Genomic DNA, 19,230 nt, shown 5'->3' with positions numbered 1-19,230 from the left:
AGGGGGTGAGGTTTCATTGTTTTATAATCTCACAAAGTTACATCATTTTATTGGGCAAATATTTTCTTGACGAATTCTGCGTTATTAAAATTCCTAAACCTCTTCGAAAATTATAGCACATTATATGCTTTTTGAAAATTTATTGGTATTTTGTTGTTAAAATAATATTCAGTTTGAAGATGAAGGAAAATAAGCCCGTGAATAATCAGCCGATGATTATCAGATTGCCCATCATAATTGCTTTTACTTTGGTAGCAGGAATGCTTATTGGTGCCAACTTTTTTAGTGGTCAGTCGCGCATGAATAATGTCGCTAAAGGAGTAGCGAAATATCGTGAGGTGCTTTCATTAGTTGAAAATAATTATGTAGATTCTGTCAGTACAGACTCTCTGGTGGAGTTCTCTATCAAAAAAATGTTAGAGAAACTAGACCCGCATACCTCTTATTTTTCTACGGAAGATGTAGCTGCCGCTCGCTCGCAGTTAGAATCTGGCTTTGATGGTATCGGTATAGAATTCAATGTGTTTAATGATACCGTTTATGTGGTAAATGCCATGGTTGGTGGCCCTTCGGATGCTGTGGGCATAAAAAGTGGCGACCGTTTGATTAAAGCAGATGGCGTTTCATTAATCGGACAAAAAGTAAATTCAAGCCTAATATTCAGTAAGCTAAGAGGGCCGCGTGGGAGTGAGGTTGAATTGGAAATCGTTAGAAGCGGAGAAAGTAAAATCAGACAATTTACCGTTACCCGTGATAGGATTCCTTCATATTCTATCAATGCTGGTTTTATGATGGATAACCAGACAGGATATATCAAGGTAGATCGTTTCTCTGAATCTACGTATGATGAATTCCATCAAGTATTATCTTCTTTGAAATCACAAGGATTAAAACGTTTGGTGCTTGATTTACGTGGAAATCCGGGGGGGTACAAAGACCGCGCAGAGAAAATGGTTGATGAGCTTTTATCAGACGAACGCCTGATTGTATATACCAAAGGCAAAGGTTCTAAGTTTGATTCACAGACATTCACTCGTCAGGAAGGGATTTTTGAAAAAGGAGCCGTCATTGTACTGGTTGATGAAAATAGTGCTTCTGCCGCTGAAATTGTAGCAGGTGCTTTACAGGATAACGACCGTGCCTTGATTGTAGGCAGACGCTCGTTTGGAAAAGGATTAGTACAAATGCCAATTACCTTGCATGATGGCTCTGAGTTACGATTGACTATTTCAAGATACTACACGCCAAGTGGAAGAAGTATCCAGAAACCATATTCTTTAGGGAAGGAAGAAGACTATGAAAAGGATTATGAAACACGGATGAAAAGCGGAGAATTCTTTAGTTCAGATAGTATAAAATTCAATGAGAAATTGAAGTATAAAACTGTTGCTGGTCGTACAGTGTATGGCGGTGGAGGTATTACGCCCGATGTATTTGTCGCCCGAGATACAAGCTATTATTCTAAGTATTTAACGGAATTGTTTAGCAAGAATGTTATTCGTGAATATGCGTTGAACTATGCAAACAAGAATTTAAAAACACTTGAAAAACTTAATTTTAAAGAGTTTAATAAGCAGTTTGTTGTAACAGACGCCATGATGGCAGATTTACAAAGATTGGCAACACAAGCAAAAGTAAAACAGTCGGCTAAAGATTATGACCGTTCAAACAACTATATCAAAGGACAAATAAAGGCTTTGGTCGCTAGAAGCGTTTGGCAAAGAAAGGCGGGTAAAAACTTGAATAATGAATATTATCAAGTGATGACATCTTTTGACGAAACTATTCAGAAGGCCCTACAAAATTTTGACAAAGCCGATAAGCTTGCACATGGTGAGATAGTTGAAACGTTGACACATTCGGGAAAACAATAAACAAAATAACTTAGTTATAAACATGAGTCATCCCAAATTTTCTCTAAAAATAGTGAGTTTTAGATGATTTTAAGTTTTTGTAATTTATTCTCGTCCTTACTTTTTGCCTTGATGCAAAAAGTAACCGCAACGGCGGACCGCAAAAAAATCAAGAATTCCTAATCGAGTCGGTTCGCCGATGCGATTAGGAATTCTTGATTTTCTTTTGCGGTCCGCCGCGCGGTTACTTTTCTTTCATCAAGGAAAGAAAAGTAAGGACAAGACGATAAATAAAGAGAAATTCGAGATGATTCATATTTCATCAGAATATTTCTATTAATCAACCGAATATCCTTTGTCTTTCAAGATTCTATCCAATAACTTCTTATCACTATCAGTATTAAATACCGTAAATGGTAAATAAATAAACTGATACTGCCCCATGTCTAAAATGTAGGCATCCTTAGCTTTTCTAGCACCTTTAATCATGTCCCATTTAATGACACCTCCCTCAGTATCGCTTAACTTCATCAAAATCTGGCGACTATCGATTTCATAACGATATTTACTAAAAAGCTGTTTGTATTGTTCTAATTGGGTAACGCCAGTAAACTGAATTGCCCAGAATATTAAATATGCAATTGCTCCGATTAGTGTCAACACGTAAATCCAGTAGTTATGATAAACGCCTGTAAGGTTCAAAATAACGTTGATAAAAATTAATGCTAAAGGCACAAATCCCCAATACCATTGATTTTTAATAAGTTGCATCATGTTTATTCCGATGAATTTATTTTTTTCAAGGGCAAACTTTTTTGTTTTGATTGCTAATGGATTTGATTGAATTGGTTGTTGTACTCGTCTTTGTTGCGACTGAGCGTATCCTTTTGCCATGTCTATAATAAAATTTGGTGATTCAGACGACAAAGGTACAAAAAATAAGGAAGTTTTATTGAAATGAGTATTAACACCAACAAATTAATGATTTAATAAAGAAAGTATAGTAGGATGATTCCCTAAATCCAAAGATGAAATTACGGGTAAATTACCTTTAATGATTTGTTTTAGGGGTTTTTGAATGTTAATTTTAATGCCTTAACGAAAATATATCCAAGAATTTTCTAGAATTATTAAATATGGAACTTATTGAGAGCCAAATACTGAGCCAGACCCAAGTGCTTCAGAAAATTAGAAGAATTGCTTTTGAAATTTATGAAAATAATTTTGAAGAGTCGGATATTGTTATTGCTGGTATCAGAGGGCAGGGGCATGCCTTAGCCAAGTTATTAGCCAACACACTTCAAGAAATTTCACCTATAGAAGCTAGTGCTGTATTAATTGACGTGGATAAAGATGTTACCTACGAAAGTCCAGTAGAGTTTGATTGTGACGAAAGATTTTTAGAACACAAAACTATTGTCGTGGTAGATGACGTGCTGAATAGCGGAAGAACCCTTGCTTATTCATTATCTCCGTTTTTAAGTATTCCTGTGAAGCGTATTCAAGTAGCTGTAATGGTAGATAGAAACTATCGTCGTTTCCCAATTTTGGCAGACTACGTTGGGTACGAACTTTCGACTACCCTCAGCGAATACGTTTCAGTAGTATTAGACGACGAAGCTCGAATGGGAGTGTACTTAAAATAGCCTTATAAACTATTGATAATATTCATGAGCCAATCTGCATTGAAAAACAATGCTAGGATTGGGAAAACCAGCAATATTGCCAATACAGCTTGTTCTAAACTGAGTTTGAATGTTACTCCTTTTTCGCTTTCTTTAAAAAACATCAGGAATGGTATTTTCAAATAGAAAGATAGAGAAATCACCGTATTTAATAAGCCAAATATAAAAAGGAGTAATAGCAGTTGCTTACCAGAAGCTTGGTAGGCTTCCCAAAGAGCAGAAAAGATATTCAGTTTTGCAATAAATCCGCCAGTAGGAGGTAAGCCCGCCAAGGAAATCATTACGATTAATATTAATATTCCAAACAAAGGATTCAATCTGCCCAAGCCTTTAAAGTTTTCTATCATAAATTTAGAATCATTGTCTGACTTTTGTCCTTGGGTATTATTTGCTGCGTAATCAATTAATAGAAAAGCGGAGAAATTAGTAAATAAACTAACTATCAAATAAAATACGATGCTCTTGATGCCTAATTCAGAAATCATCACCAGACCAATCAGCATAAAACCTGTATGGGCTATTGTTGAATAAGCCAATAATCTTTTGGCATCTTTTTGCCATAAAGCCGAGAAATTGCCGAAAGTAATGCTCGCCAAGGCTATGATGGCAGTGATTAATGTTAAGTCGGTAGGTATGACAGAATAAAAGCGAATAATTACTAAAAATGAGGCAATTTTGGGTGCTACTGCAAAAAAAGCCACAATCGGTGTGGGAGCAGATTGATACACGTCGGGCGTCCAGATATGAAAAGGCGTTGCGGATATTTTAAATAAAAATCCAGAGAGTGTCAGTACAATAGCAATCGTTGAAGCTACATTATCTGTTTGGGCAATTCCTCTTGAAAAATCAGGAGAAGCAATACTAAGCGTGCCCGTCATGCCATATAATAATGACATACCATACAGCATAATTGCGGAAGAAGCTGCCCCAAAAATGATGTATTTTAAACCACCTTCAGACGCTTTTTTTGTCTTATTAAAAGTAGTCAGCACATAAGATGAGATAGAAACGATTTCGATAGAAAGGTAAATCATTAATAGATTAACCGACATAGCCATTAAATTTAGGCCAATGAGGATACTAATTACCAAAGGATAAAATTCGCCATCATATTTCCTTTTTGAAACATAGATGTGTGCCAATAAAATGATTACTGAAAACGTTGTAATTATTTTAAAGAAAATGGCTTTGCTATCTAAAATAAGCATTTCGCCAAACAGAAAAGTATCGTTGGTAGTTGAAAACTGCGAAATGATTTGATTTAAGGCGATTAAAACAGAAATCAAGGAAATACCCCATAGTGTATTTTGATAACTTTGGGCAATTGAGTTGTCTAAAGAATCAGACTTTTGGAAGATGTATTTATAAAGAATTAATTCAATGATGATAAGGAGTAAAAATACGGCCCCCAAGAATACTTCCGGAGAAATGACGCTCAGGCTTTCAAGAATGTGAGCTAGTAAATCGGATAAGATTATTTTTTCGGTCATTATTTTTCTTCACAAACGTGTTTTATTCTACTATTGTTGCTATTTTTGAGTTTAACTATAATTAGGTAAAATTTATGAATAAAGCCAAATTTTACTGGTTGATTCAAATTCTATGTTGGTCGATTATTACGCTTCTTTCCATTCAACATATTGAATTTAATGATTTCAGTCAATCCACTAAAACCATTTATTTACTACTTTATTTTTTTTCAGGCTTTGTTTCATGTCACATTTATAAAATCATCATTAGCCGTTTCAGCCCTGATGATATTACTCATCTTCAATATGCCCTTTTTCCAATAGTTGGTGGGCTTTCAATAGGCTCTATCTATACTATTATAGACTATCAATTATATCATTATTCAGATACTTCTTTCTTTAATTTTGCCACCATTTTTGTTGAAAATGTATGGAAGGTGTTTCCTTGGTTTATGTTTTTTCATTTGCACCGTTTCTTGAGTATTTATCAAGATAGAAGGCAACGAGAAGCACATACTGAAAACCTACTGAAAATTTCTCAACTAGAAAGCTTAAAAAAACAGTTGAATCCTCATTTTTTGTTCAATGCCCTCAATAGTATAAAGGCACTAACGTTGATTGATAGTATGCAGGCCCGCGAATCAATCATTCAATTGTCAGATTTATTAAGACTATCTTTAAACCTTGGCGAACAACAAAAAGCAACGCTTAGTGAAGAGCTTCGTTTAGCTGAGAATTATCTGGCTCTTGAAAAACTTCGTTTTGATACCCGCTTAAAGTACGATTTTCAAATTCAGGAAGATATAGGTAATATCTTAATTATGCCAATGACCTTGAATACTTTGTTAGAGAATGCCGTTAAACACGGCATTGGTCAGTTGAAATTTGGTGGATATATTACCATTACAGCCAGAACAGAAAAAGGTTTTATCATTTTATGTGTTGAAAATTCGGGCGTATTTGTACCTAAACCTAAAAACAATGAAGGTGGAATAGGACTCGAAAACCTCAAAAAACGCTTAGAATTACAATATGGTGAGAATGCTTACCTAAAAATTGATAATACCCAAGGAAAAGTATTCGCCACTATTAGAATGCCTTATTGAACGTTAAAATAGTTTCAAAAGCTCGGCAACAGTTACATTGGTTAAGTTAAAGATTAAATGAGGGAAAATACCAAATACCAATGCTAATATCGCTAAAGGATAAAGCATCATTTTTTCCCTAAAATTTAAATCTTCTAATACTCCTTCAAATTGTCTGACCCAGTATTTTCCAAAAAATATTCGTTGTAAAGTCCAAAGAAAATAGCCTGCCCCCAGTACCAATCCAAAGGCAGCTAAAGCGGTTAGCCATCGTGGAATAAGCGGACTGTTAAAGCCCCCCATCAGGGTAAATACTTCACCAATAAAGCCTGAAAAAGCAGGCAAGCCTAATGAGGCAAAAAAGGCTATAGCCGTCATGGCTGTGTACAAAGGCATTTTACTAGCCAGCCCTTGATAGCTATCAATACGGCGGTCGTGTGTGCGATTATACAAAACGCCCACTAATAAGAATAACATCGCCGACAGTACACCATGCGAAAACATTTGATAAATCGCTCCGTTAATACCTTCACTTGTTAACGACCCTACGCCGAGTAAGACAAAACCCATGTGCGAAACTGACGAATAGGCAATCATCTTCTTCAAATCATTCATCGCCAAAGCATTGAAAGCTCCGTAAATAATTGATAAAACGCCAAAGGCAACAATTACAAAGGCATAATCATGGGCAGCGTCAGGGAAAATAGGATAAGCTATTCTAAGAAAACCATATCCCCCAATCTTTAAGAGGATTCCTGCCAATATCACAGATACAGGTGTTGGTGCTTCTACGTGGGCATCTGGCAACCAAGTATGAACAGGTACGGCTGGCAACTTAATCCCAAAACCTATCATCAATAAAATAAAAGCTAATGCACGAGCCGAAACATTAAAAATCTCGATACCTGAAAAAACATTTAACCACGAATTTGGCAGGAAATTGCCAGCATCGGGCATAAAACGTAAATCGAAAGTATGTACAATTTGCTCAGAAGGAATTTTTAAATCTTTTAGCAACACTTGTACTTCTGTAATAATCTGTGGCGTAATATCAGTTACATTGCTGATTAGCCCAATTCTCACGGCTGTTTCTACAGGGTCAACCACTGATAGATAGAGCGCAATCATGACAATCAAGATAAAAATAGAGCCGAACAGCGTATACAAGAAAAATTTGATAGAAGCATATTCTTTGCGTGGACCACCCCAAATACCTATTAAAAAATACATAGGCAAGAGCATAAACTCAAAAAAGAGGTAGAAAAGAAACATATCTAACGCCACAAAACAACCAATTACCGAGCCTGTCAGCAACAAGAAAAGTGAAAAATATCCTTTTTCTTTCTCTTTAATTTCAAAAGACGAAATAGCCCCTACAAACATTACGATGCCTGTCAACAAAACCATTGGCATGCTGATACCATCCACACCCAAAAGGTAATCAATAGAACCAACCCCCAATGTGCCTAATGGAAGGGTTATCCAATCTAATTGTTCTAGGAATTGGTAGTCGGCAATATCATGATTAAAGTTTTGATATAAGTAAATACAAATTGCTAGTTCTACAGTAGTAACGCCTAGCGTAAACCATTTGAAATAGGCTTTGTATTGGTCTGGCGAAAAAGCCACTACCAACGACGCTACCAATGGTAAAAATATAAGTACTGATAAAATGGGCATAATTATATAAGAATAATTGTATTTGTTTTGAAACAAACACAGGCACTATCAAGATGAAAAAACGATAAAAGTAATCAAAGCTATTAATCCTAAAAAGGATATGGCAACGTATAGTTGTACTTTACCAGCTTGTACTGAACGAGTAATTTTCCCGATTACTCCTGCTGAATAAGCTGTTGAATTGGGAATACCATCTATAATTTTAGCATCCCACCAAGCTACGATGCTGGCAATGATAACTTGTAATTTAGCTACAGCATTCACTACAGTATCTATAATATACAAATCAAACCATTGTAACAAATCTGCTGATTTTAATATTGGGGCAACAAATATTTTTTGATAAATGTTATCAAGCGTAGGAATGGTATAAGCTAGTGCTTTATTTCTAGATAAATATCCTAAGCCTATTCCTGCAAAAGCTAGTGCTGTGGATAAATAGGCAACCCAATGATTTTCGGCAGACTTTTCTATCATCTCAGGTTTCAAAAATTCCCAAAACCAAGCACTTTCAGCATTCAATGGATTGAAAGTGAAAACAAAACCGATAGATAAAATAGCCAATAGTCCGATTGGGAAAGTGATTTTCCATGAGCCTTCATGGATAGCGTAAAGGTCAGCCTTTTCATTCCTGAACTCTCCAAAAAAGATAAGCCATACTTGGCGAGTCATATAAAAAGAAGATAGCAAAATACCAATAAAAAAAACAACGCTAATAATGTATAAAGCCAAGCTTTGGTGCTGATTGGCACTAGCCACTACCTGTGCAAGGATAGCATCTTTAGATAAAAAACCCGAAAAGAAAGGAATACCCGCCAATGCTAATGAACAAACGAGATAACACACAAAGGTAAAAGGCATTCTCTTACGCAAGCCACCCATTAATCGCATATCCTGAGCATCGAAATCATGACCAGCATGATGAAGTGCATGAATAATAGACCCTGCACTAAGGAATAGCCCAGCTTTAAAGAAGGCGTGTGTTAATAAATGAAATACGGAAGCATCAGAGCCTAAACCAACGACCATTAAACCTACTTGTGAGATAGTAGAATAAGCCAATGTTTTTTTGATGTCAGTTTGAAAAATAGCATATACAGACCCCAAAAGCATGGTAAAACAACCAATGGACGATACGATGATGGTTTCTTCAAAGCCAAATAATGGATGAATCCTTGCTAATAAGTAAACTCCTGCTACGACCATCGTAGCGGCATGGATAAGTGCCGAAACGGGCGTTGGCCCTTCCATCGCATCGGGAAGCCACGTGTGCAATGGAAATTGTGCTGATTTACCGATACACCCACAGAAAAGTAGTAAGCCTGCAACGGGTACTAAACTGGGTTCTGAAGCATTGGCGATAATGTTGGGAAAATCTTGAAAATTGCTACTGCCAAATAAATAATAAATCAGAAAAATGCCTAACAAAAAACCTACGTCACCCACACGGTTTACTAAAAATGCTTTCTTGGAGGCTTGGACGGCCTCAGGTTTTTGATACCAAAAGCCTATTAATAGGTATGAACTTAATCCTACTAATTCCCAGAAGGCATACATTATCAATAAATTATCGGTGAGTACGATGCCAAGCATTGAAAATACAAACAGACTTAAAAAACCGACATACCTATATTGGTCGGGTTCTTCGTGCATATATTCCAACGAAAAAATCTGTACTAATAAGGCTATGAAATTCACCAAAACCAACATCATTAGCGTTAGCGAGTCTGCCAGAAAGCCAAAAGAATATGTTTCTTTTCCGAGCAAAAACCAATTGAATAGATAATGTGGATTAGCAACATGTAGGTTTTTACGAAGCAGTAGGATTGAAAAGATAAGATTCAAGCCTGTAAAACCAATTGTTAGCCAAGCTGCTAAGGTGTTATTTTTTCTACCCAACAGAATTGGCATAATAAACCCTGCAAGTGGGGTTAATAAAATGAGCCAAATCAAAGTGGAAGGATTCATAAATATTAATTACGAAAGTTTTAAGCCTATACGCAGAGTTTTTCTTGGAAAATTTCAATTTTTGTGCAAATATACGGCTCAAATTGGATTTAGTCCTAATTGAATTTTGATAAAACCCACTAAGTTTGTGGAGTAATATAATAATATTTGATGTTTCTTTGTTATCGGAAGCATTTCCTTACTTTATTTTAATATTATTTACTAACCAAATACTTATTATGATGGACAACGCTAAAACAGTAAACTATTCAAGAACTACTATCACAGAATTGATGATTCCATCTTATGCTAATTTTGGAGGCAAAATTCACGGAGGAATTTTATTATCATTGATGGATAAGGTTGCTTATGTATGTGCGGCCAAACATTCAGGAACTTATGTGGTGACTGTATCTGTAGATAATGTAGAATTTAAACAGCCTGTGGAAGTAGGCGAATTGGTTTCGCTTCATGCCTCTGTAAACTATGTCGGAAATAGTTCTCTGATTGTGGGTATAAAAGTAGTTGCCGAAAATATCAAAACGGCTAGTGTAAAACATACCAATACTTCGTATTTTACGATGGTTGCTAAGGATGATAATGGAAAACTTACTGCTGTTCCTCCGTTGATTTTGGAAAGTGATGAAGATATTCGCAGGTTTTTAGAAGCCTTGAAACGTAAAGAAATTAAAAGCTCGTATAAAGAACTATTACATGATGCTAAAACTTGTATGCAGATAGACGAAAACTTACATTTATTAGATGCAGAGCGTTGTATTATAAAACGGGAAAAAGATATGCAGAGCGAGTGGGTATAAATTAATTATATAGTGAAGCTGTTTAAACTTTCCCTTTCGGGTTAAACTAAGTCTTTTAGCATAGCTTGTTCCAAAATTTACTCAACGTAGCGATGCTATGCTTCGCAAATTTTGAAAAAATCAATTCAAAAATACAATACTTTCACCTCAGAAACGGAAAGTTTAAACAGCTTCAGTGTTTGGATTCATTTTGACGTCAAGATAAAATGGAGTATTTTTACAGAATTGATTTCAAATTTATCCTTATATAATTATTCCACTCTCCCTAATTGAACAATTAATGATGAAGGTTTTAAAGGTTATACTGATTGTTTTAGCAGTCTTGGCATCTGTTACTGTTTTTATTCGATTCTACTACAACAAACCTTTTAGTCCATCAGCTACTGCTGAATACGAGAAGAATGGTTTAGGAATTACTGTAGATTATTGCCAACCTTCTAAAAAAGGGAGGCTTATTTTTGGAACAACTCAAGGAAAAGCACTTGTTCCTTATGGAAAATGGTGGAGAACTGGGGCTAATGAAGCAACTATTATAAAATTCTCAAGAGATGTAACCATCGGAGGCAAAGTACTTAAAGCTGGTAAGTACACCCTCTTCACAATTCCTGAGAAAGGCGATTGGACAATAATTATCAATGCAGAAGTAGGACAATGGGGTTTATCGTATGATGAAAGTAAAGATGTTTTAAGAGTACCCGCTATGTCTTCACAACAAGCAGACTCTGTAGAAACATTTAAGATTGATTTTAATGAAAAAGAAAGCGGAGTAGATATGCTTTTACATTGGGATACTACTGTGGTAACAATTCCAATAAAATAATTCTTATACTTTTAATAGAAATAAAAGAGGCAGAATATACTTAAAAGTTATTCTGCTTTTTTTGTTTTCTTTTTTTTAGAATGACTATAATTAAAGAAAGTTTTTGGTTGATTTCGATGATTTTTCAAAAAAAATAAAGATATTAATAAATAAAATAAGGTATGATTGATTTTTTGGTACGCTATTTGTTTAAATAGTCATTAATTAAGTGATTTTACTTAATAAGGGTCTTAATTCAATTGATTCGAACGTTTTTCAAAAATCAAGCAACAATATTTATCGCTAAATACATTTATAGAACTTTTTCCTCCATTTTTTAAATATTACGTCATGAAATCTTTTTATTACCTCATAATTTTAGTTGTAACTTCTACTTTATTGAGTGGTTGCTTACCTAATGAAAACGGTTCAACAATTGATCCTGCTGCTGCAGCCATGGATAAGCTAAATGTTCCAAAAGGCTTTAATTTTAATACATCAAAAGAGATTACTTTTAAAATAGGTGCTTACGATAATATGAACAACCCAATTTCGGGTGTAATTATGTCTGTTTATAGTTATCCTGAAAATGTGCTTTTGTTCAAAGGTATTACATTGAAAAATGGTGTATTCAGCTTAAATCAAAAAATACCTACTTATGTTACTAAAATATCGGTAAAACCAGATTATATCGGTTTACCTTCTGAAACAATTGTTACATTGAGTGGTACTACCTCAGAAGTGAATTTTGGAGGAAATAACCCTACTGTTTCTGAAAGCGTTGAACAACCACTAAAAGCAGCAAGATTAGAAGGTACTGCATCGCAGACATATCCACTAATTACTTACTTAGGTTCTTGGAACAACGATGGTTTACCTGCTTATCTTGAGAAAGACAGAGACCCAATCTCTAGCCAGTTTTTAGAATATATTAATGCTAGTTTACCAGAGTCTAAATCAGTGCCTGTAGCACACCCAGACTTTTTGAATAATAATAACCGTAACTTCTTATACATTACTGAAGCTGCTGATGTTTGGGTAACATTTGTACACGAAGGTGCTGGCTGGAAAAATACATTAGGATATTATACATTCAATCCGCTTAACCCTCCAAAAACTACGGCTGACATTTCTAAAATGACAGTTGTTTTCCCTAACGTTTCTTACAAAGGATCAGGTGGAGCATTAGTATCAGGTGATAAAGTTAAAATTGGTCAGTTCCCAGCAGGTACAGGTATTGGATTTGTTCTTTTAGCAGATTCTTACACATCTAATAATAAAGTAGGAACTGGTAATTATGCTCACTTCTCGCATGATGTTCTTAACGTAGAAAGTAAAGAAAGTAACCGTCGTCACTTAATTGTATTGAACGAGCCATCTACAAAAAGAATGGTACTTGCTTTTGAAGATATTCAAAGAGAAAGTTCTTCTTGTGACCAAGATTTCAATGATGCTATTTTCTTTGCGACTTCTAACCCAATCAAAGCAATTGATACTAGCAACATACCGATTGTAGATAGTCCAAAAGATACAGATGGTGATGGTGTAGGTGATAGTCGTGATGAGTACCCAACAGACCCTGCGAGAGCAATCAACAATTATATTCCAGGAAGCAACACTTATAGTACATTGGCTTATGAAGATTTATGGCCATTACAGGGTGACTATGATATGAACGACTTAGTAATTAACTACCAATTCCAAGAAGTATTGAATGCACAGAACCAAGTAGTTGATTTAAAAGGTAAGTTTTATATTAAAGCGATTGGTGCAAGTTATATCAATGGTTGGGGCTTCCAATTACCAATTGACCCAGCACTTGTTAAATCAGTATCAGGTCAGTCACTTACACAAGGCATGATTACAAATTCAAGCAATGGTACAGAAGCTGGCCAAAAATATGCCACCATTATTGCCTTTGATAATGCATTCAGGCAAATGAAATCGTCAGGAGGTTTTATTAATACATCGAAAGGTTCTTCTGTAATTGCACCAAATGATACATTAAGATTAACCATTAGCTTTACGACTCCGATTAGTAAGACAACATTAGGTGTGGCACCATATAATCCGTTCTTGTTCTCGGCAAACGATAGAGGCAAAGAGGTTCATTTACCAAATATGGCACCAACTTCTAAAGCAAATATGTCGTTGTTTGGTACAGGTCAAGACGCTTCAGATCCATCTTCAGGTATTTACTATAAAAACGCTAAGTTGTTGCCTTGGGCTATAGATTTACCTAGTGACTTTAAGTATCCTTTAGAAACAGTACCTATTATTGATGCTTATAACGAGTTCGGTTTATGGGCTGAGAGTGGAGGAACACTTTACCCAGATTGGTATGTGATTGGCAAAGCATACTTCGATCCAACAAAAGTATTTTAGTATTACCAAATAGGAATTAAAATGTTAGTCATCCCAAATTTTCGGGAATATTAATATAAAAGACCTCCTTAGTAATTTAGAGAATAACCAAATCTCAAATTATCTAAGGAGGTCTTTTTGTGTTTAAAATATAGCCACAAAACAAAAAGAGATAAAAGCAAACACTGACAAATGCATATTTATCTGATTAGTGTAATAGTTATGATATTAACCTAGACAAAGCATATCAATCATCATCTCCACTCAAAAAATACTATGCTCTAGTACATATCCCCTCCATTTGCGCCTGTCAAAATCTTGCAGTGACACATACAACACCGTTGTTTATACGAGGTATTATAAGCTATCAATATGCAAAAAACTTTCCTATTTTAAGAAAGATTGAGATGAGTCATGTTTGTCCTTCTTTCATACTTAGTTACGGACTTAAGTACTAGGCATGGAAGAAGGATTTTTTAGAAACCTCCTCTATCATAGAAAGTATTTCTACGCGAAAGTTTTAATTCTTGTAATAAGGCTGATTTAACTCTGATAGTAAAGTTGTAAGTACTAGAACGACCATAATACGGACTAGCAATCGGCGTCCAGTCGAAATTAGCTTCCCAACAGTGTAAGTCTCTATGAATACTAATATTGGTTAATGAAATGCCTTTATTGACAAAGTCATAACCAGAACTTAGGGTAAAATTCCATTTCTCAGTCAGTTTTACATCCCCTTTAAAGGTCAAAGCACTTACGATAGTAGCAGGAGCATAGCCCGTTTTGTTCATATTATAATTGAAACCAAACTGGAAACTCCAAGGCACAGACCAATCTACATAGTCATTGATATTCCTGTTGATTTGGCTCATTTGTCCCTCCGTACCATTCGTATTCTGTTTCTTTTTATCAGCACTAGCAGGTTTAAAGCTTTTGCTTATCGAAAGGTTTAAGCTAGCCAACTTTGCAAAACCTTCGCCCAAGTCAATTAACAAAGTATCTATTCTACGCCCTGATATAGAGTAACCATCGTTTACATACTTGTAGGGGTCTAAAGAACCTCCAAAATTGATGTCAAACTTTTTTACCCTAGAGTTGGCTGAAAAGTTCAAATTAGAAAGTTTGAACTGCGTAGCAAAGAAGTTGTAATTTCCTGTGAATGAGAAGTTATCAAGCAACATTATCTTCTCAGATTCTTTTTGAGCCGTATCCGACTTTGCTCTTAGTTTGGCTTCTAAAGTATTCTGAATCCCGAAACTAATACCACCCGATTGGCTACCACGGTTAGTTTGGGTAGGGTTAAAACTTGAGATGTTCAAGAAATCGCCGGGAAGCGTTTCTTGTCCCGCCAACGAACTTGGAATGGTTTCGCCTTTTTGGTATTTATGAACCCTGTTATTGATTTGAACCGTTTGGTAAAAACCATATTTAGGGTCTGTAAAATCTGGCGTATAATTTATGCTCAATGAAGGCGATATCGTATGGCGAATGCCTTGTAATCTACCTTTTTTGAAGTTAATCGTACCATACAAACGAGTATTCATACTCATTGAAAACGCATAAGTATAATCAGCATAGAAAGCTCCACCCCGAAGTGTATCAATCTCGACGGCTCCTTTGCCAGCAGTAGTATCTTTACTATAAATAGCAGCTTTATCGTTAAAGGCTTTGAAATTGTATTTATATTTCTGTTGATAAATATTCCCAGAAAAGTTAAAGCCAGGGGTTAAGTTAATATACTTACCAATTTTAATATTAGGCAATGAAATAGGGATGCTGTATTGAGCCTTGAACTGAGCATTTTTTAATAATTCAGGTAAGGTTGATAAATTAAATGGAATTACACCATCTCGTGCCAAGTTAGTACTAGCGTTAGCCGCTGTTCTTGGGTCTATAACTACGGGCTTGGTTGGGTCAAGGTCTAATGTATCAATCGTTCTATAAACAGTATAACCAAAGTTATTGTACGAACGGTTGGTTAAAGCTACTTGGTTGGTAATACCATAAGTACCTGAAAGGTCTAAGCCCACCCTGAACTGGTCAATAAAACGGTCTGTGACAGCATTTTTCTTTTTGAAAGGCTGAAATTGGTTTAAGCCAAACGTATAATTGGTATTTACATTGACCGCCTTCGTTACCGTATTTTGGTCGGCTTGTAGGCTCAAACTAGTTCGAATAGTTTGTCCAAAATTGCGTGAATATTGTATTGATGAGTTCAACGCTGTAGAAATGTAGCTACTCGTGCTTAAACTGTTATATTGGCTATTTGAATTACTTTGTAAGTTTACTGAAGCCGAAAAGCTAGAATTTCCACGGCTCTGTGGTGAATGTGACCATTGGATACCATAGTCATTTCTTATTTGTCTGTCAAACTCACTACCGTTGTTACTTTGTCTAAAATTCACATTGAAAGTACCCGAATAGCGATAACGTTTGATGTATTGAGAGTTGGCAGCAATCCCAAAACTACCTTTTGAATAAATCTCTCCAGTAAGTCGCAAGCCAATATTAGGACTCAATGCAAAATAGTAGCCACCATCACGCAAGAAGAAACCCCTGCCTTGCGGTTCTTCACCATAAGTAGGCATGATAATACCCGAAGTGCCCGATTCTTGCGGAGGTTTATAAGGGAAGAAACCAAAAGGCAAGCCAATAGGCAAAGGAATTTCATTTAATTCAAAGTGGAATGGCCCAGCTACAATTTCTCTTTTACCCACTACTTTAATTTTAGTAGCCCTAATATTAAAGTGTGGATGTTCAAGATTACAAGTAGTATAAATAGCATTTCGGATATAAAGGTTGTCTTCATTATCCTTTTTTACTTTCTCCCCTTGTATCAAACCATCACCTTGGGTAGTAATAAGCCCTTTGATAAAGGCCTTCCTACTTTTGAAGTTATACCTGATTTCTTCGGCATCATAAGGTTCACCGCCTTGTTTAAAGATGGGCTTGCCTATAATCTTATTGGTTGTCGAATCTTTCGTACCATGTGCCGAAACTTCATTCTTTGCCCAGTTGAGTTGAATATAGTTCGCCTCCAGAGAAACATCTCCATAGGTGACTTTTGCATCCCCAAATAGGTATACAATTTGGTTTTCGGTATCCATGATGGTGGAATCCTTTGCTGAGTATACAACAGTTGTAGTGAGGTCACTTTCTTTTTTAAGTGAGTCAGGTACGCTTTTTGTAATACTTAGCTTGGTAGAATCTAAACTAGCAGTATCTTTAGGGATTACTGCATTAGCTTTATTGGCTTTAGGTTTATAAGGTTTTCCGCCCAATAATCGCTGAGCAGAAGACTGATTTATGGTTAAAAGCCCTAAAAGTAAGCTAATTAATATACTGAATATGTGGATTGCTTTTTTCAGAAGTCTTTAAAATTTATATTTGTCTTTTATTAAATAACGCACAAAAATACTTTATTACTTTTTGAACATAGCGAACCAACCCGAAAATAATGTTAAACTTTGTTAAAGGTTTTTTAATAATCACTTGTATTTGCTCGCTTAGTGGTTTTACTTTTCAATATTCACTCGTTGAAAACCCAGCATATCGCCCTGTGTTGTTACAGACTAGAGTAAGAACAGTAGTGTTGGATGCTGGACATGGGGGCAAAGACCCAGGATGCCACGGAGCAAATAATAACGAGTCTAAAATTGCCCTTAAAATTGTTTTAGAACTCGGGGAAAAAATAAAAGAACAGTATCCAGATGTTAGAGTAATTTATACCAGAACAAAGGATGTGTTTGTAGATTTGCATGAACGTTCTGCTATTGCCAACCGTAATAAAGCAGATTTGTTTATCTCAGTACACTGTAATGCACATCACTCTGCTAAATTTGCTGGAACTGAGACCTACACAATGGGGTTACATAAAACAAGTAGTAATCTTGATGTGGCAAAGCGAGAAAACTCAGTAATTTTGCAAGAGGCTAATTATGAAAAAAACTATAATGGTTTTAATCCTAATTCACCACTTGGACATATTATGATGGCAAATTATCAAAGTGCCTTTATGATGAATAGTATCAAGTTAGCACAAAAAATTGAAAAACAATTCAAACAAAAATCTGAAAGGCACAGTTACGGCGTAAAACAAGCAGGTTTTTTAGTACTTTGGGAAACGGCCATGCCAAGCGTTTTGGTAGAAGCTGGTTTTTTGACAAACAAAAATGAAGAGCAATACTTAGCAAAAAGCTCGGGACAAGGAGAAGTAGCTGAGGCTATTTTTAAAGCATTTAAATCGTATAAAGAAGAAATTGAGGATTAAGTTTGGATTGATAGTGTGTTTTAAAAATCAATAAAACCTATTAATAATCAATTGAAAAACTTCAACAGTCATTTATGAATATCTCTAAAGAAACCAAAATTGGCATACTTGCCCTTACATCCTTTGTGATTTTATATCTAGGATTTAATTTTTTAAAAGGTAAAGATTTTTTTACACAAGAAAATAAATATGTCATTATATACAAAGATATACAAGGCTTAACACCAGCCAACCAAGTTTCACTAAGTGGAATGAAAATTGGGCAAGTAAAGGAAATAGAATTGTTGAAAGGTGATGCTAATAAAGTAAAAGTAGTAATCAGTATCAGAAAAGACTTAAAATTGCCCGAAGGTACACAAGCGATTCTAGCTTCTGATGGTCTGTTAGGAGGGAAGTTAATCAGAATTGAGATGGGTAAATTTTCTGGAAAATTCATTGAAGATGGAGGAATGCTAGTGTCTACGTCAGAAACAGGTGTAACCGATCTTCTTAAAGAAAAAGCACTTCCATTGATTCAAAACTTAGATTCTTTAACAAAATCCCTGCGTGTTGTTGTTAAAAGTTTTGAAAGCACAGGGATGGTTGTCAATGGCTTTGTTAAAAACTCTGATCGTTCGGTAAGTTCTTTAACGGCTTCATTGAATAGTACAATTACTGAAAACAGAAGTAATTTGGCTGGTATCTCTGCTAATATGAGAACCCTTTCTAATAATTTAATAGAAACAGAAAAAAGCTTGAAGCCTTTGATTGGTAAATTTAATACCATGGCAGATTCGCTAAATGCCTTGAAGATAGGTCAGGCTGTAGCTACTACGCAAAAATCTTTAGAAGGCTTACAAAAAATTATGCAGGGTATAGAGGCAGGACAAGGCTCGATGGGTAAATTATTAAAAGATGATTCACTTTATACCAACCTTAATCGTTCGATAGCTGATTTAGATAAGCTTTTAATCGATTTCAGATTAGCTCCTAAACGCTATGTGAACATTTCAGTATTTGGCGGTAATAAAAGCACGCCGCCTGTGGTGAAATAGTTGAGAGTTGTGAATGAGTGATTTAGTGAGTTGTGATTGAGTGATTAATTTTAAAAAATTACAAAATAAATAGATTTTTGGGAACTCATTTAAAATGAATCGGCTTTTAAATCACTAAATCACTAAATCACTAAATCACTAAATCACTAAATCACTAAATCACTAAATCACTAAATCACTAAATCACTAAATCACTAAATCACTAAATCACTAAATCACTAAATCA

At 35.3% G+C, this 19,230-nt stretch carries 13 protein-coding genes; 8 read left to right on the top strand and 5 right to left on the bottom strand.

Annotation, left to right across the window (positions count from 1 at the left end):
- Nucleotides 1-179: 179 nt before the first annotated feature.
- Nucleotides 180-1,874, top strand: a complete 1,695-nt coding sequence (locus tag VB264_RS17740; protein WP_323251444.1) for a S41 family peptidase — start codon at nt 180-182, stop codon at nt 1,872-1,874.
- 315 nt (nt 1,875-2,189) lie between these two features.
- Here VB264_RS17740 and VB264_RS17735 read toward each other — a convergent pair whose 3' ends face one another.
- Nucleotides 2,190-2,747, bottom strand: a complete 558-nt coding sequence (locus VB264_RS17735; protein ID WP_323251442.1) for a YcxB family protein — start codon at nt 2,745-2,747, stop codon at nt 2,190-2,192.
- 242 nt (nt 2,748-2,989) lie between these two features.
- Between VB264_RS17735 and VB264_RS17730 the strand changes: the two genes are divergently transcribed.
- Nucleotides 2,990-3,499, top strand: coding sequence for a phosphoribosyltransferase family protein (locus tag VB264_RS17730; protein ID WP_323251440.1), 510 nt, complete (start codon nt 2,990-2,992; stop codon nt 3,497-3,499).
- Nucleotides 3,500-3,501: 2 nt separating this feature from the next.
- Here VB264_RS17730 and VB264_RS17725 read toward each other — a convergent pair whose 3' ends face one another.
- Nucleotides 3,502-5,028, bottom strand: coding sequence for an NADH-quinone oxidoreductase subunit N (locus VB264_RS17725; RefSeq protein ID WP_323251438.1), 1,527 nt, complete (start codon nt 5,026-5,028; stop codon nt 3,502-3,504).
- A gap of 74 nt (nt 5,029-5,102) precedes the next feature.
- Here VB264_RS17725 and VB264_RS17720 point away from each other — a divergent pair, with 74 nt between their 5' ends.
- The gene (locus VB264_RS17720; RefSeq protein WP_323251436.1) at nt 5,103-6,113 is read left to right on the top strand and encodes a sensor histidine kinase; all 1,011 of its coding nucleotides are present in this window, start codon (nt 5,103-5,105) and stop codon (nt 6,111-6,113) included.
- A 3-nt stretch (nt 6,114-6,116) separates the two neighbouring features.
- On the opposite strand, the gene VB264_RS17715 is transcribed toward VB264_RS17720, so the two are convergent.
- Both VB264_RS17715 and nuoL read right to left on the bottom strand, forming a co-directional pair.
- Nucleotides 6,117-7,772, bottom strand: coding sequence for a complex I subunit 4 family protein (locus tag VB264_RS17715; protein WP_323251434.1), 1,656 nt, complete (start codon nt 7,770-7,772; stop codon nt 6,117-6,119).
- 48 nt (nt 7,773-7,820) lie between these two features.
- A complete protein-coding gene (nuoL, locus tag VB264_RS17710; protein ID WP_323251432.1) occupies nt 7,821-9,740 on the bottom strand; it encodes an NADH-quinone oxidoreductase subunit L in 1,920 nt (639 codons plus the stop codon).
- Nucleotides 9,741-9,961: 221 nt separating this feature from the next.
- Here nuoL and VB264_RS17705 point away from each other — a divergent pair, with 221 nt between their 5' ends.
- The 3 genes from VB264_RS17705 to VB264_RS17695 all read left to right on the top strand — a co-directional run bounded on the left by VB264_RS17705 (nt 9,962) and on the right by VB264_RS17695 (nt 13,721).
- Nucleotides 9,962-10,537 carry an acyl-CoA thioesterase gene (locus tag VB264_RS17705; protein ID WP_407654663.1) on the top strand — a complete coding sequence of 192 codons (576 nt, stop codon included), beginning with the start codon at nt 9,962-9,964 and terminating at the stop codon, nt 10,535-10,537.
- A 280-nt stretch (nt 10,538-10,817) separates the two neighbouring features.
- The gene (locus VB264_RS17700) at nt 10,818-11,357 is read left to right on the top strand and encodes a DUF2911 domain-containing protein (protein ID WP_323251428.1); all 540 of its coding nucleotides are present in this window, start codon (nt 10,818-10,820) and stop codon (nt 11,355-11,357) included.
- 330 nt (nt 11,358-11,687) lie between these two features.
- Nucleotides 11,688-13,721, top strand: coding sequence for an LruC domain-containing protein (locus VB264_RS17695; RefSeq protein ID WP_323251426.1), 2,034 nt, complete (start codon nt 11,688-11,690; stop codon nt 13,719-13,721).
- A gap of 455 nt (nt 13,722-14,176) precedes the next feature.
- Here VB264_RS17695 and VB264_RS17690 read toward each other — a convergent pair whose 3' ends face one another.
- Nucleotides 14,177-16,981: a putative LPS assembly protein LptD gene (locus tag VB264_RS17690; RefSeq protein WP_323251424.1), complete on the bottom strand. Its 2,805-nt coding sequence runs from the start codon at nt 16,979-16,981 to the stop codon at nt 14,177-14,179.
- 176 nt (nt 16,982-17,157) lie between these two features.
- Here VB264_RS17690 and VB264_RS17685 point away from each other — a divergent pair, with 176 nt between their 5' ends.
- Nucleotides 17,158-17,970, top strand: a complete 813-nt coding sequence (locus VB264_RS17685) for an N-acetylmuramoyl-L-alanine amidase family protein (protein WP_323251422.1) — start codon at nt 17,158-17,160, stop codon at nt 17,968-17,970.
- 74 nt (nt 17,971-18,044) lie between these two features.
- A complete protein-coding gene (locus VB264_RS17680) occupies nt 18,045-19,004 on the top strand; it encodes an MlaD family protein (RefSeq protein ID WP_323251420.1) in 960 nt (319 codons plus the stop codon).
- Nucleotides 19,005-19,230: the final 226 nt, after the last annotated feature.

Origin of the sequence: Arcicella aquatica (genome assembly GCF_034928825.1) — a bacterium.
In the GTDB taxonomy this organism is placed as follows: domain Bacteria; phylum Bacteroidota; class Bacteroidia; order Cytophagales; family Spirosomataceae; genus Arcicella; species Arcicella aquatica.
This window is presented reverse-complemented; position numbering and strand designations above follow the sequence as displayed.

Bases quoted from the DNA above. Each gene is read 5' to 3' on its own strand.
- VB264_RS17740 (WP_323251444.1), top strand. From the start codon at position 180: ATGAAGGAAAATAAGCCCGTGAATAATCAGCCGATGATTATCAGATTG.
- VB264_RS17735 (WP_323251442.1), bottom strand. From the start codon at position 2,747: ATGGCAAAAGGATACGCTCAGTCGCAACAAAGACGAGTACAACAACCA.
- VB264_RS17730 (WP_323251440.1), top strand. From the start codon at position 2,990: ATGGAACTTATTGAGAGCCAAATACTGAGCCAGACCCAAGTGCTTCAG.
- VB264_RS17725 (WP_323251438.1), bottom strand. From the start codon at position 5,028: ATGACCGAAAAAATAATCTTATCCGATTTACTAGCTCACATTCTTGAA.
- VB264_RS17720 (WP_323251436.1), top strand. From the start codon at position 5,103: ATGAATAAAGCCAAATTTTACTGGTTGATTCAAATTCTATGTTGGTCG.
- VB264_RS17715 (WP_323251434.1), bottom strand. From the start codon at position 7,772: ATGCCCATTTTATCAGTACTTATATTTTTACCATTGGTAGCGTCGTTG.
- nuoL (WP_323251432.1), bottom strand. From the start codon at position 9,740: ATGAATCCTTCCACTTTGATTTGGCTCATTTTATTAACCCCACTTGCA.
- VB264_RS17705 (WP_407654663.1), top strand. From the start codon at position 9,962: ATGGACAACGCTAAAACAGTAAACTATTCAAGAACTACTATCACAGAA.
- VB264_RS17700 (WP_323251428.1), top strand. From the start codon at position 10,818: ATGATGAAGGTTTTAAAGGTTATACTGATTGTTTTAGCAGTCTTGGCA.
- VB264_RS17695 (WP_323251426.1), top strand. From the start codon at position 11,688: ATGAAATCTTTTTATTACCTCATAATTTTAGTTGTAACTTCTACTTTA.
- VB264_RS17685 (WP_323251422.1), top strand. From the start codon at position 17,158: ATGTTAAACTTTGTTAAAGGTTTTTTAATAATCACTTGTATTTGCTCG.
- VB264_RS17680 (WP_323251420.1), top strand. From the start codon at position 18,045: ATGAATATCTCTAAAGAAACCAAAATTGGCATACTTGCCCTTACATCC.